General features: G+C 62.4%; 15 protein-coding genes. 14 read left to right on the top strand and 1 reads right to left on the bottom strand.

The genetic code is table 11. The features are described 5' to 3' along the window. From rplR to WFR25_RS00635, 7 genes are all read left to right on the top strand, one after another. Entirely contained in the window at nucleotides 1-366 is a 366-nt protein-coding gene (rplR, locus tag WFR25_RS00665; RefSeq protein ID WP_336967564.1) for a 50S ribosomal protein L18, read from the top strand. Between the two features lie 2 nt (nucleotides 367-368). Further along, a complete protein-coding gene (rpsE, locus tag WFR25_RS00660) occupies nucleotides 369-1094 on the top strand; it encodes a 30S ribosomal protein S5 (protein ID WP_336967562.1) in 726 nt (241 codons plus the stop codon). 6 nt (nucleotides 1095-1100) lie between these two features. After that, complete coding sequence (gene rpmD, locus WFR25_RS00655; RefSeq protein WP_336967560.1) at nucleotides 1101-1280, top strand: 50S ribosomal protein L30; 180 nt, start codon at nucleotides 1101-1103, stop codon at nucleotides 1278-1280. Nucleotides 1281-1418: 138 nt separating this feature from the next. After that, nucleotides 1419-1949, top strand: coding sequence for a 50S ribosomal protein L15 (rplO, locus tag WFR25_RS00650; RefSeq protein ID WP_336974540.1), 531 nt, complete (start codon nucleotides 1419-1421; stop codon nucleotides 1947-1949). A gap of 318 nt (nucleotides 1950-2267) precedes the next feature. Continuing rightward, nucleotides 2268-3632: a preprotein translocase subunit SecY gene (secY, locus tag WFR25_RS00645; RefSeq protein WP_336967557.1), complete on the top strand. Its 1365-nt coding sequence runs from the start codon at nucleotides 2268-2270 to the stop codon at nucleotides 3630-3632. Nucleotides 3633-3684: 52 nt separating this feature from the next. Next, nucleotides 3685-4341: an adenylate kinase gene (locus tag WFR25_RS00640; protein ID WP_336967555.1), complete on the top strand. Its 657-nt coding sequence runs from the start codon at nucleotides 3685-3687 to the stop codon at nucleotides 4339-4341. A gap of 38 nt (nucleotides 4342-4379) precedes the next feature. Next, nucleotides 4380-4919 carry an SRPBCC family protein gene (locus tag WFR25_RS00635; protein ID WP_336967554.1) on the top strand — a complete coding sequence of 180 codons (540 nt, stop codon included), beginning with the start codon at nucleotides 4380-4382 and terminating at the stop codon, nucleotides 4917-4919. A gap of 7 nt (nucleotides 4920-4926) precedes the next feature. Here WFR25_RS00635 and WFR25_RS00630 read toward each other — a convergent pair whose 3' ends face one another. Further along, entirely contained in the window at nucleotides 4927-6273 is a 1347-nt protein-coding gene (locus WFR25_RS00630) for an alginate export family protein (RefSeq protein WP_336967551.1), read from the bottom strand. 188 nt (nucleotides 6274-6461) lie between these two features. Here WFR25_RS00630 and WFR25_RS00625 point away from each other — a divergent pair, with 188 nt between their 5' ends. The 7 genes from WFR25_RS00625 to WFR25_RS00595 all read left to right on the top strand — a co-directional run bounded on the left by WFR25_RS00625 (nucleotide 6462) and on the right by WFR25_RS00595 (nucleotide 13585). Then, nucleotides 6462-7010 (top strand): 3'-5' exonuclease, encoded by a 549-nt coding sequence (locus WFR25_RS00625; protein WP_336967549.1) that lies wholly within the window; start codon nucleotides 6462-6464, stop codon nucleotides 7008-7010. A 191-nt stretch (nucleotides 7011-7201) separates the two neighbouring features. After that, nucleotides 7202-7912 carry a response regulator transcription factor gene (locus WFR25_RS00620; RefSeq protein ID WP_336974537.1) on the top strand — a complete coding sequence of 237 codons (711 nt, stop codon included), beginning with the start codon at nucleotides 7202-7204 and terminating at the stop codon, nucleotides 7910-7912. A gap of 160 nt (nucleotides 7913-8072) precedes the next feature. Further along, nucleotides 8073-8771 carry a carbonic anhydrase gene (locus tag WFR25_RS00615; protein ID WP_336967548.1) on the top strand — a complete coding sequence of 233 codons (699 nt, stop codon included), beginning with the start codon at nucleotides 8073-8075 and terminating at the stop codon, nucleotides 8769-8771. A gap of 5 nt (nucleotides 8772-8776) precedes the next feature. Beyond that, nucleotides 8777-10273 carry a SulP family inorganic anion transporter gene (locus WFR25_RS00610; protein ID WP_336967546.1) on the top strand — a complete coding sequence of 499 codons (1497 nt, stop codon included), beginning with the start codon at nucleotides 8777-8779 and terminating at the stop codon, nucleotides 10271-10273. A 268-nt stretch (nucleotides 10274-10541) separates the two neighbouring features. Next, nucleotides 10542-11372: a TorF family putative porin gene (locus WFR25_RS00605; RefSeq protein ID WP_336967544.1), complete on the top strand. Its 831-nt coding sequence runs from the start codon at nucleotides 10542-10544 to the stop codon at nucleotides 11370-11372. A gap of 186 nt (nucleotides 11373-11558) precedes the next feature. Continuing rightward, entirely contained in the window at nucleotides 11559-12269 is a 711-nt protein-coding gene (locus WFR25_RS00600; protein ID WP_336967543.1) for a response regulator transcription factor, read from the top strand. A gap of 41 nt (nucleotides 12270-12310) precedes the next feature. Further along, nucleotides 12311-13585, top strand: a complete 1275-nt coding sequence (locus WFR25_RS00595; protein ID WP_336974535.1) for an ATP-binding protein — start codon at nucleotides 12311-12313, stop codon at nucleotides 13583-13585. Nucleotides 13586-13594 lie beyond the last annotated feature (9 nt).

Here is a 13594-nt window from a genome sequence, read left to right as displayed (position 1 = left end):
ATGGCAAAGCTTTCCCTCTTCGAGCGGCGTCGTCGCCGCGTTCGTACCGCCCTCAAGGCGCGCTCGGGTGACAAGCCCCGGCTGTCCATCCACCGCACCGGCCGGCATATCTATGCCCAGGTCATCGACGACGCAGCGGGTACCACCGTTGCCGCCGCATCGACCTTGGACAAGGAGATCGGTTCCAAGGCGCTCGGCAAGACCGGCGCCACTTCGGAAGCGGCTGCCGATGTCGGCAAGCGCGTCGCGGAAGCCGCGACCAAGGCCGGCGTCACCAGGGTCGTTTTCGACCGTGGAGGCTTTCTTTTCCATGGCCGCGTCAAGGCGCTGGCCGATGCCGCCCGTGAAGCCGGGCTGGAGTTCTAAGCATGGCTGATGAAAATACCATCGAAGCCGGCGCACCTGTAGAGGGCGCCGAAGCGACTGCACCGACCGAAGGTCGCGGTCCCGGCCGTGGCGGTCGTGGCAACCGTGGCGGCGGCGACCGCAACCGTGGCGAGCGTGGCGGCCGTGGCCGTCGCGATGACCGCCGTGGCGGCAGCCGTGACGAGGACGGCGGCGAAGAGCTGATCGAGAAGCTGGTCCACATCAACCGCGTGTCGAAGACCGTCAAGGGCGGTAAGCGCTTCGGTTTCGCCGCGCTGGTCGTGGTTGGCGACGGCAAGGGTCGTGCGGGCTTCGGCCACGGCAAGGCGCGCGAAGTGCCTGAGGCCATCAGCAAGGCGACTGCCGCTGCCAAGAAGGCAATGGTTCGCATTCCGCTGAAGGAAGGCCGCACGCTGCACCATGATGGCCTGGGCCATTTCGGCGCTGGCAAGGTGACCGTTCGTTCCGCTCCGCAGGGTACCGGCATCATCGCCGGTGGTCCAATGCGCGCAGTGTTCGAGAGCCTGGGCGTCGCCGACGTTGTGACCAAGTCCAACGGCACGTCGAATCCCTATAACATGATCCGGGCGACCTTCGAGGCGCTGGGCGAGCAGACCAGCCCCAAGTCGGTGGCGCAGCGCCGTGGCAAGAAGGTCGCTGACCTTCTGCGTCGCGGTGGTGCCTCGGCCGAGGTTGCTGCGGCTGACGCCGAAGCCATTGCGGAGTAACTGAACATGGCAAAGATCAAGATCAAGCAGATCGGTTCGCCGATCCGCCGCCCCGAGGCCCAGAAGAAGATTCTGATCGGCCTGGGCCTTGGCAAGATGCATCGGGTCGTGGAGCTTGAGGATAGCGCGGAGATCCGCGGTATGATCAAGAAGCTCCCCCACATGGTGGCAGTGGTCGAAGGCTAAACGCCTTCAGCCCATGAAGAGACAGGCGAGAGAGGGGGCAACCCCTCTTTCGTTTTTTAAGCGGAGGCGCTAGTCAGCGCTTCCTCATCGATTCCCGCAAGGGTGTCAGCGCGAACAAAGCGAAAGCGAGTGCACGATATGAAACTGAACGACATCAAGGACAATGATGGCGCCCGCAAGGGCCGGATGCGCGTCGGACGCGGCATCGGCTCGGGCAAGGGCAAGACCGCTGGTCGCGGCCAGAAGGGTGCCAAGGCACGCTCGGGCGTCAGCATCAACGGCTTCGAGGGTGGCCAGATGCCGCTCCACATGCGTATCCCGAAGCGTGGTTTCAACAACATCTTCGCCAAGGATTATGCGATCGTGAACCTGGGCGCTGTCCAGAAGGCGATTGACGATGGCAAGCTGGATGCCAAGGCGACGCTTGATCAGGCAACGCTGAAGGCGGCGAACCTGCTGCGCGGCGGCAAGGACGGCGTGCGCCTGCTGGGCAAGGGCGAATTGACTGCCAAGGTCAGCTTCTCCGTGGCCGGTGCGTCGAAGGGCGCGATCGAAGCCGTCGAGAAGGCTGGCGGCAAGGTCGACGTGATCCATGTTGTGCCTGCAGCCGAAAAGGCGAAGGCCAAGAAGGGCACTGTCAAGGCCGCGAAGGCCGCCAAGAAGGGCTAATCGCCGTTCGATGGACTTGTAACACCAACCCCGCTGCCCGATATGGGCCAGCGGGGTTGCGTGTTTCAGGAACCTGTCGATTTTCAGGAGCCTGTCGATAGTGCGGCGGGTTCCGCCCGGATCGGCACGGAACGCCAGATTAATTTGTGTGCATGGCGATTTTCGAACCATCGAATGATGGGCTTTGCGGAACATCCTTTCCTTCCGCCTGGAAATCGCTCTAGTGCATACTCCGTTCGACATGACGGCCCGACGCCGTTAATGGGGAGCGATTCCGGTCCGATCGGTCGGACTCGCGCGTGATTTGAAGGTAAGGTAATGGCATCGAGAGCCGACCAGCTAGCATCCAATCTCAGCCTGGCTAAGTTCAGCCAGGCGACTGATCTCAAGAAGCGCCTGTGGTTCACCTTTGGCGCCTTGATCGTGTTCCGCTTCCTGAGCTTCGTGCCGTTGCCGGGCGTCGATCCGACGGCCCTGTCGCAGCTATACAGCCAGACGCGGGGCGGCGTTCTGGATATCTTCAATACCTTCTCGGGCGGCAGCCTGGAGCGTATGAGCCTCATCGCGCTCGGCGTCATGCCTTATATCACCGCGTCGATCGTGGTGCAGCTTGCCTCGTCGCTCTCGCCGCAACTCGCCGCCATCAAGAAGGAAGGCGAAAGCGGGCGCAAGAAACTCAACCAGTATACCCGCTATGGCACGGTCGGCCTGACTGCCATCCAGGGCTATTTCATCGCCGTCGGCCTTGAAAGCTATGGCGCGCAATCGGGCGTGCAGGCGGTCGTCGATCCGGGCATGCTGTTCCGCGTGGCGGCGGTCATTTCGCTGATCGGCGGCACCATGTTCCTGATGTGGCTGGGTGAGCAGATCACTTCGCGGGGCATCGGCAACGGCGTTTCGCTTATCATTATGGCGGGTATCGTCGCCCAGTTGCCGGTGACGCTGAGCAACCTGTTCAAGTCGGGCAGCACCGGCGCGATTTCGGGCTTGCTGATTTTTGCGGTCATCGTGCTGGGCTTTGGTCTTATCGCCTTCATCTGCTTCATGGAGCGGGCGCAGCGCCGGGTGCTGATCCAATATCCCAAGCGCCAGACGCGCCAGGGTATCATGCAGGCCGATCGCAGCCATCTGCCGCTGAAGGTCAACACCGCTGGCGTCATCCCGCCGATCTTTGCATCGTCGCTGTTGCTGATGCCGCTCACCATTTCGCAATTCGCGGGTCAGACGGTGGCGGGCGAGAGCCGCTTTGGCGACCTCGTGCTGACGATCAATCAGTATCTGTCGCACGGCAGCCCGGTCTATATGGGCCTTTATGGTCTTGGTATCGTCTTCTTCTGCTTCTTCTACACCGCGGTCGTGTTCAATCCGGAAGAGACGGCGGACAATCTGAAGCGCAATGGGGGCTTCGTTCCCGGCATCCGTCCGGGCAAGAATACCGAGCTGTATCTCGACTACGTGCTGACGCGCATCACCGTGATCGGCGCCGCCTATCTGGCGTTCATCTGTCTGGTGCCGGAGTTCGCCATCGCCCGGGCGGGAATTCCATTCTACCTTGGTGGCACTAGCCTGTTGATCGTGGTCAATGTTACGGTCGATACGGTGACGCAGATTCAAAGCCATCTGCTGGCCCATCAATATGGCGATCTCATCAAGAAGGCCAAGTTGAAGGGCCGCCTCCGCTAAGGAGGGGCATTCAGCACGTATACGAAGCGCAGAACAGGGGAGTATTGCGCGCATGAACATCATCCTGCTTGGCCCTCCGGGCGCTGGTAAGGGAACGCAGGCGACGCGGCTGGTTGACAGTCGCGGCATGGTCCAGCTTTCGACCGGGGACATGCTGCGGGCGGCCGTAAAGGCGGGAACGCCAGTCGGCCTGCAAGCCAAGGCATTGATGGAAGCGGGCGCGCTGGTGCCCGACGAGGTCGTGTCGGGCATCATCGGCGAAGCGCTGGATGATCTGGCACCCGAAACCGGCGTGATCTTCGATGGTTATCCCCGGACGCAGGAACAGGCCCGGTCACTCGACACCATCCTGTCGGATCGCAACCGGACGCTCGATCATGTGATCGAACTGGAAGTGGACGAGGATGCGCTGGTCGAGCGTATCACCGGGCGCTTCACCTGCGCCACCTGCGGCGCGGGTTATCATGATATATTCAAACAGCCCAAGATCGAGGGCGAATGCGACAAGTGTCATGGGCATGAATTCAAGCGTCGCCCCGACGACAATGAAGAAACGGTACGGACCCGCATGGCCGAATATCGCGGCAAGACCGCGCCTATCCTGCCGATCTATGAAGCGCGCGGCATCGTGTCCCGGGTCGATGGAATGGCGGATATGGAAGATGTGAGCACATCCATCGCGGCCATATTGGACGGCCCACGCGCCTGACGCTATAATCCTCTCTCGCCGTAAAACGGGAGGGGATCATGCGCTATCCAATACTGATGCTGGTAGCACTGGTCTGGCCCGCAGCCGGGCTGGCCACCGTGACCGCGCAGCAGCAGGACGGCTTCGCGATAGAGCAGGGCGTTGATGTCGCCGCAGACTCCGTAGCCATCTATGCCCTGTTGCAGCAGCCAGGCCGCTGGTGGAATAGCGATCACAGCTATAGCGGCGATGCGCGCAATATGACGCTGGATGCGCGTATCGGCGGCTGTTTTTGCGAGGTGTTGCCGGCGAAGGATGGCTTGTTCGCAGGCTCAGTCGAACATGCCCGCGTCATCCATGCTGCTCCGGGGCGCACCCTTCGGCTCGTCGGTAGCCTGGGACCGCTTCAGGCCGAGGCAGTGACCGGAACGCTGACCTTCACGCTGAAACCGCTGGGTGCGGGGGGAACGCGGATCGACATGACCTATGTCGTGGGGGGCTATGTGCGCGGCGGGACGGGCAAATTGGCCAGCGCGGTCGATAGGGTGTTGGGTCAGCAGCTACAGGGCCTCAAGCGCGCCGCCGATGCCCGCCGTTGATTGCCGCTCAAAAACTGGCGGTCAGGTTGAATGAATTATAGCGGGTCCAGCGCCCCGGCGGAGCATTAGGCGCTTCGCGGAGAAAGCGACCTTTGGCGAGCAGCACGCCGCTATATTCCACGCGCAACCGCTTTGGCACCAGCCACCAGCGGATGCGCCCCTCCATCTGATGCCCGGCAAAATCCCCGGATTGACCGCTGGCGTCGCGCACGCCGGTCGTGGCGAAGCTATCCTCATCCGACGCCAGCCACATCGCGCGATAGGTGATGAAACCGTCCAGACGTTTGCCGGGGCTTGCTTCTATCCGCACGCCGGGCGTCAGGATGTTGGTGCGGGTGATGGCGTTATAGAGGCCTGATGGCGCCAGGTCGGCGCGGCGCATGCCGAACAACGGATCGAAGCGGCCAAAGCGCCCGCCAGCCTTGTCGCCGCTCGCCCGGTCGATCTCGATCGACAGGCGTGGCTTCCATCGTCCGCCAAAACTGTATCCGACATCTGCGTGGAGGAAGGTCGCGCTGACCGCGTGCCGTGCCGCATCGGCGGCGAGGCTGCGGTTCACATGCCCGTGCTGATAAAGCGCCTCCACTTCGAAATCGAAGCGCCCCGCCAGTGGTTCGGCGATGATCCGCGCGCCCATCGTGTTCAGTGACCGGTTACGTGTGGGGCGGGCCGGTCCATCGCGTTCACCCAGATGAAAGAAGGACAGTTCGAGCATGGCGGGGCCGAGCGCTTTGTCCTTTGACAACAGGCCACCCCACAAAACCTGGTCGAACCCTTCCCGATCGACGACCACCTTGTTGTCGCGCAAGGCTATGGCGTCATCCGGTCGCCGGCTCTGCGGCAACATGTAGATAAACGTGCCGCGTACACCGTCCATCGCGCGCAGGTCCGCGCGCAGGCCGGTATAGCCGTTGGTGGTGTTGCGATAATCATCCGCAGCCACCAGTCGCCGCGAGCCAAGGTTCAGCATCATCCGCCCCGCTGTTAGCGTGAGCTGGTGCCCTTGGCCAAAGGACAGGTCGGCGGCGACATAAGCTTGCACCAATTCCAGCGCGTTGACTTCGTTCGTAGAGAGGGGCGTGCCCGCGTCGGCGCCATAGGCGCGGCTGTCGAACAGTTCCGTGCCAATACGTACCCCGCCTGCATTATAGATAGCCGCGATCTGGGTGCGGATATTCATCAGGCTGTCGTGGCTGTCGAACCCGGTTCGCGCCTGTCCATCGATAACTTCGTAGCGCAGGCGGCTGCTGCCGGTCAGGACGAGGCCGTCTTCCTTTTCCTGCTTTTCCTGAGCGTTGGCCACCAAAGGGACTGAAAGCAGGAGGATGGAGAGCGACAGGATTCGAACAGACATGCAGCGTCCTTTGCATAATCGGACGCGATTCTTGGGCTTGCGCCTGAAGGGAGGATCGCAGCCCCCGCCTGCCGATAAATCGCAGCGCGAGCCTTTAGTCAATCATGCATGACATCGCCCTGCAACAGTTCGGGCCGAAAAGGGCGAACAGGACAGGCCGTGCGAGTCTGCATGAAGGAGAGCAGGTCTTGAGCATCATAACGATTGATTTCGAGGCGTCTTGTCTTCCCCGGCATGGTCGATCCTATCCCATAGAAGTGGGAATTGCCGGGATTGAGGCGGGCGCTATCACAAGCCGTAGCTGGTTGATCCGGCCGCATCGCGATTGGCAGGGATGGGATTGGACCGCGCGCGCGCAGGCGCTGCATGGCCTCAGCCGTGAGGGGATCGCCCGCGATGGCGTTGAGGCGGCGCAGGTGCTGGCCGAACTGCGGGCGGCGGTCGAGGGGCATCGGCTGGTGGCTGACAGCCTGATCGACCAATATTGGCTCGACACGCTTGCCGCGGCGGCGGGGGACGGGGCAGCGCTCACCATCGACCATGTCTCCAGCGTGATGGAAGAATTGCGGGTAGGCGAAATGCATATTGCGCGCGCGATCGATCATGCCGACGCCATGGTCCAGACGCGGCATCGGGCGGCAGAGGACGCGCGGTGGCTGGCGGCGGTGATTGCCGATCTTGGCGGGGGCCTGGCGTCGCTGACCCAGTCGATACCGCTGTTTGCGCTGCACAACTGACGCGACAGCAATAGTTTGTTACCATAGGCGAATGGCGGAGACAGACTCGCCGGGTAGATCATTGCCCGATCCTCCCCGCCCGCCTAGGATATGCGCGCAATGTTTCCATCTTCATTCTCAGGCGCCGAATTCCCAGGCCCCGGCCACCCCGGCCGGCCGATGGTCATTGGTTTACGGACCGAGAACCGATGATGGCTGCGCCCGTCGTCCTGCTAGCCGAAGGGCAGCCCGATTTACGGGCGCTGCTCCGTGAAACGCTGGAGGATAGCGGTTTTCGTACCCTCAATGCGATGTCCGCCGACGATCTGTGGCAGGCGGTCGATGATGTGGACGTAAGCGCAGTCGTACTTGATACGGCGATGCGCGGTCCGCAAGGCATGGACCTTTGTCGCGCACTGCGCGAGCGCAGCAATGTTCCCATCATACTGGTGGGCACCAATAGTACGGAGGTTGACCGGGTGGTCGGCCTGGAACTGGGTGCCGACGATTTCCTGTCCAAGCCCTATTCGACGCGCGAACTGCTGGCGCGGCTGCGCGCTGTGTTGCGCCGGGGGCGAGGGGACGCACAGGTGCCGGTTCGTCGGCGGCAGGAGGCGCGCTTCGATGGCTGGCACATCAGCTTTACACGTCGTGAATTGCGGGACCCCGCAGGTGAGTCTGTGGCCCTGACCGGCGCGGAATTCGATCTTTTGACGGTACTTTCGGATCAGCCACAGCGCATCATTGCGCGGGAGCGACTGATGGAAATGTCGGGATCGCGCGGCACCGAATCGTCGGATCGCAGCGTCGATGTGCTGATCAGCCGGCTGCGTCGCAAGTTGGCTCACGGAAAGATTGCCGCGCCGATCGTGACGGTCAGGGGCGTGGGATATATGTTCAGCGCGGCCGTCGAGCACGCTTGACCGGCGATATGGCTCGGCTCGCAGGCCGGGGCTGAACGGCCCGTTCATTCCAGACACATTATTTAACAAAAGCGCTGCGCTGCAGCAAAGGCGCTCCTGTAAATTGGTTTTCAATGACCCGGCTGTCCTCTGCCGGGTTCACCAATTTAGGAACGATGCCATGAACGAACTGATCGGTCGCGTATTCAGCTTCGAGAAGCATGTCTTCCCGAACCAGAGCGTACTCTACAACCGCCTCGCCAGTGACGGGCAAAGCCCCAAGGCGCTGATGATTTCCTGCGCGGATTCGCGCGTCGTCCCCGAACATATCATGCAGGCTGATCCTGGCGATCTGTTCGTATGTCGCAACGCTGGCAACATCGTGCCGCCCTATACCAACATGAACGGCGGCGTATCGTCCACGGTTGAATATGCGGTCATGGCGCTGGGTGTACGCGACATCATCGTGTGCGGTCACAGCGATTGCGGCGCGATGAAGGCGCTGGTCCATGAAGAAGCACTGGCGTCCATGCCCAATGTTGCCGCCTGGTTGCGCCATTCCCATGCCGCGCAAAAGGTGGCGCGTGAAAGCTACTCAGCGGATCTGACCGACAAGGAAAAGATACACGCGGTTACGCTGGAAAATATCGTTGTCCAGCTGGCCCATCTGCGGACCCACCCCTCGGTCGCGTCGGGTATCGCGCGGGGCGAGATCGCGCTGCATGGCTGGTACGTTGATATCCATGCCGGCCTGGTGCTGGGCCTTGATGGCGCGACAGGTCGTTTCATGCCGCTGCGTGAAGATGCGCCGCTGCCCGTCGCGCTGCCCCATGGCCAGCGTCTGGCAGCCGACCTGGGCTATGCCCAGGCGGCGGAGTAACCTGGATGTTCAAAGGTTTAACGGCAAATTTCAGCCGTGATTTCACGGCCTCCATCGTCGTTTTCCTGGTGGCGATGCCGCTGTGCATGGGTATCGCCATCGCGTCCGGCGTGCCGCCCGAGAAGGGACTGATCACCGGCATCATCGGCGGCATCGTCGTCGGTGCGCTGGCGGGATCGCCCCTTCAGGTCAGTGGTCCTGCCGCGGGCCTTGCGGTCATCGTCTTCGAAATCGTGCGGGAACAGGGGCTTTCGGCCCTGGGACCGATATTGATGCTGGCAGGCCTGATTCAGGTTGTGGCGGGTGTTGCGCGCGTCGGCGGCTGGTTTCGCGCCATTTCCCCGGCGGTCGTCCATGGGATGCTCGCGGGGATCGGCGTGCTGATCGTCGTCGGTCAGTTCCATGTTCTGTTTGACGACAAGCCGCTGGCGAGCGGCCTTGCCAACCTCATTGCGATGCCCGGCCAGCTTTTCGGCCTCAGCAATCAGGATGCGGCGACTGCCTTCGCCGTCGGTCTTGTCACGATCGGCGGTATGCTGGGGTGGGAGAAATTCCGTCCCGCGCAGCTTCGTCTGGTGCCTGGAGCGCTGGTCGGCGTCGTGCTGGCAACGATCGTCGCTTTCGCCCTCGGTTTATCGGTCGCGCGAGTCGTTGTGCCGGAAAGCATCGTTGCGGCCGTGACCCTGCCCGAACAGGGCTGGATCGCGCAGATGATGAATCCGGCCATCCTGACCACGGCCATTGCCATCGCCTTCATCGCCAGTGCCGAGACATTGCTGTCGGCCGCAGCGGTCGATCGTATGCATGATGGTGTGCGGACTAACTATAATAAGGAACTCTGGGCGCAGGGCGTAGGCAACGTGCTGTGCGGCGCGGCTGGCGCGCTGCCGATGACGGGTGTTATCGTTCGCAGTTCGGCCAACGTCCAGGCTGGCGGCAAGACCCGTCTGTCAACCATGATGCACGGTGCCTGGATCCTGGCCTTTGTTGCGCTGCTGCCCTGGTTGCTGCGGGAAATCCCGATGGCGGCGCTGGCCGGTATCCTGGTCGTGACTGGCGTGCGGCTGGTTAGTGTGGATCATGTCCGTCACTTGCTGCACCGCTATGGCCCGTTGCCCGCGATCGTATGGGCCGCAACGCTCATCACGGTGGTCGCGACCGACCTGCTGACCGGCGTATTGGTGGGTATCGGCCTGTCGCTGATCGAGATGCTGCCCCATCTGCGCCAACTGCGCCTGAAGATGGAGGACGGGCCGTCGGGTGATGCGCATGAAGTGTCGCTGAACGGCACCGCCACCTTCCTCAGCCTGCCCAAGCTGTCGGCCAAGCTGGAATCGCTGCCCGCAGCTGGCCCGGTCATCCTCAATGTCGAGCGGCTGTCCCATATCGATCATACTTGCGCGGAAATGGTGCGTGAATGGGTCGATCGCCGCCGCAATGCGGGCGGCCCGGTCGAACTTTTCGGCGCTACGGGACGGATGCAGCAACTCGCCGCGCATTGATCCTGAACCAAACTGAAGCGCCTTTGGAGGCCCGCGACCTGCCCGGTCGCGGGCCTTCTATTTACAAATAGACATAATACAGAAATATATTAGAAATAAACCGTGCGCTATATGCCACAGCCGCCCGGCATTGTTAGCAGGTGCAACAAAAGTGCATTGCAACAGCGAGCCGGGCGAAATATCCCGATGTCAGCCGCCGATATTCGAAGCCGGAACGAGATTTCGAGATTAGCTGGCCGCAGGACGGAACATTCTTTCCAAAAGGGGAATGTTCATGAATTATAAAATTGCTGCCGCCGCACTGGCACTCCTTTCCAGCGCACCGGCCTTCGCGCAGGAAGAACCTGCTGGTCCCATCACAGTATCGGGCAGCGTCGGCCTCGTGTCCGACTATCGCTTCCGTGGTGTGTCGCAGACCGACAAGGGCATGGCCGTTCAGGGCGGCATCACCGTTACCCATGAAAGCGGCGTCTATGCGGGCACCTGGGCATCCAACCTGTCTGGCTGGGGCACGTTCGGCGGCTCCAATATGGAACTCGACCTGTTCGGCGGTTACGCCATTCCGCTGGGCGCCGCGACGCTGGATATCGGCCTGACCTGGTACATGTATCCAAGCGGCGCCGACAAGACCGATTTCGCTGAACCCTATGTGAAGCTGTCCAGCCAGGTCGGTCCGGTAAAGGGTCTGGTCGGCGTTGCCTATGCTCCCAAGCAGCAGGCACTGGGCAAATGGTGCAGCGATGCGGCTTGCACCATCGCTAATCCGGGCGACAAGGAAGACAATTTCTACGTCTGGGCTGATGTCAGCGGCAGCGTGCCTAGCACGCCGGTCACGCTGAAGGCGCATCTGGGCTGGTCGAACGGTAATTCCGGCCTTGGCCCGAACGGCACCAGCCTCGCCCCCACTGGCAAATATCTCGACTGGCTGGTCGGCGCGGACGTCGCCGTTCCAGGTACGCCGCTGACGGTAGGTGTCGCCTATGTCGATACCGATATCGCCCGAATCGAGGAAAACTACATCCGTCCCAACTTCTCCGACGCGGACGGTTCGTCGATCGCACGGGGCAAGGTGGTCTTCTCGCTCACCGCGGCCTTCTGATTGATGGTTCTAACGTGAAAAGGACGCCCGGACCGGTGACGGTCCGGGCGTCCGCATATCCAAAACATGACAAATTGTTGCTGCGGTTGCGTTGCGGCAGCTTCGGGCACCCCATCGGTTGACCGGTGGGTGGGTGACAACTATCTCTTGTGCCATGCAATATTTCCAATCGGCAACACTCCGCCTGTGACCGCGCCATCCATCATCCTGGTCGAGGACGATCCACCGCTGCGGACGCTGACGGCCCGCGCGCTCCAGGAACATGGTTATGCGGTGCGCCCTGCGTCATCCGGCCCGGAAATGTGGGTGGCGTTCGACGCTGGCCCGGTCGACCTGGTCGTGCTGGACGTCATGCTGCCTGGCACCAACGGCATCGACCTGTGCCGCCAGATCCGGCGCAAGAGCGACGTGCCGATCATCTTCATCAGCGCCAGGGGCAGCGAGACGGACCGGATCGTCGGGCTGGAACTGGGCGCCGACGATTATCTGGCCAAGCCTTTTGGCACCCGGGAGTTGATCGCCCGCATTCGCGCTATTCTGCGCCGTGCAGGGCTTGAGCGCGGCCCGGAAGAGACGCGGGACAGCGAAGCACGCTTTGCCGGCTGGACCGTCAATTTCCCCCGTCGCGAACTGCGCTCGCCCAGCGGCGCGGTGGTCGAGTTGACCGGGGCGGAGTTCGACCTGCTCGGCAGCTTCCTTGGCCATCCGCAGCGCGTCATCGCCCGCGAACGGCTGATCGAACTGTCGCGCACACGCATGGGGGATAGTTCTGACCGCAGCATCGACGTGCTGGTCAGCCGCCTGCGCCGCAAGCTGTCGACCAGCGAAACGTCCGCGCCGATCACGACCGTTCGGGGCGTAGGCTATATGTTCAATGCAGAGGTCAGCCGCGCTTGAGCCGTCGCTTCAGCAGTTCGCTGGGGCTGCTGGGCCGCCTGATGGCCATCCTGCTGCTGACGCTTGTTCTGGAGTTCGCGGTCGGGACGCTGATCTATGAACGTGCCAGTCACCTCTCGCTTCAGGAGGATGATGCCAAACGGCTGGCCGAACATCTGGTCATTTCCCGCAAGCTGTTGAAGGAAGCGCCGCGTGACGAGCGCCACGCCATGGCGGTGCAACTGACGACCGGGCGCTACGAAATCCACTGGACCGCGTCACTGCCTGCACCGCCGCTTGCGCCGGATTTGGACAAGATGCGGCGGCAGATCCTGGCTTGGGAACCCTCGCTCGCCAAATCGAATCTGCGCCTGCGGCTGGCCTCGCCCGGTCGCCATTCCGAAATCAACGGGGGGCTGCAACTGCCCGATGGCAGTTGGCTCTATTTCGGGATGCACCATGCGGTCGGCAAATGGGAATTCACGCTGGGCCGCATGGGTCTTGCACTCATTCCGGTGCTGGCGCTGCTGTTCGCGGGGGGGCTTCTCATCCGCCGGACGCTGGCGCCCTTGCGTGAACTTGCGCATGCGACCGAGCATATCGGCCTTCAGAACAGGGTCGAGGTGCAGGAAGCGGGCACGGAGGATATTCGACATCTGATCCGCGCCTTCAACGTTATGCAGGAGCGTATCCATCGCCTGATCGCGGAACGGACCGAAACGCTGGCGGCGGTCGGGCATGACCTTCGCACGCCATTGGCGCGGCTGCAATTGCGGCTGGAGGAACTGGACGAAACGGGGCCGCGTGTCGCGATGTCGCAGGATGTTGGCGAGATGACGGCGATGATCGATTCGCTCCTCGCCTTTCTGGGCGGCGAGCGCGATCCGGAGGCGCGGGTTCACACCGACCTGGCCGTCATGCTGGCCACTATCATCGACAATTTCCAGGATCAGGACCAGGATGCCGACTATGATGGCCCCGACCATCTGGACGTCGTCATCCGGGCGATGAGCATAAGGCGCGCGGTCAGCAATTTGGTCGAGAATGCCCTACATTATGGCACGCGAGCGCGCCTCTTTCTGGCGCGTGAGGGGGAGGAAGTGGTCATTCGGGTCGAGGACGATGGTCCGGGTATTCCCGAGCAGCGGCTGGCTGATGCCTTGAAGCCCTTTACGCGCCTTGACCCCGCGCGTCAGCGCAACACCCGCGGTCTTGGGCTTGGCCTTGCTATCGTCGATCGGGCGGTGAAGCAGGAGGGCGGGAAGCTCATCCTCGCCAACCGGGCCGAAGGCGGGCTGCGCGCCGAAATCAGGCTGGCGTTCGTTGCGCCAGCCTGAGCGGGGCTG

The sequence above is a fragment of the Sphingobium aromaticiconvertens genome (genome assembly GCF_037154075.1).
Classification (GTDB): domain Bacteria; phylum Pseudomonadota; class Alphaproteobacteria; order Sphingomonadales; family Sphingomonadaceae; genus Sphingobium; species Sphingobium aromaticiconvertens.
This window is presented reverse-complemented; position numbering and strand designations above follow the sequence as displayed.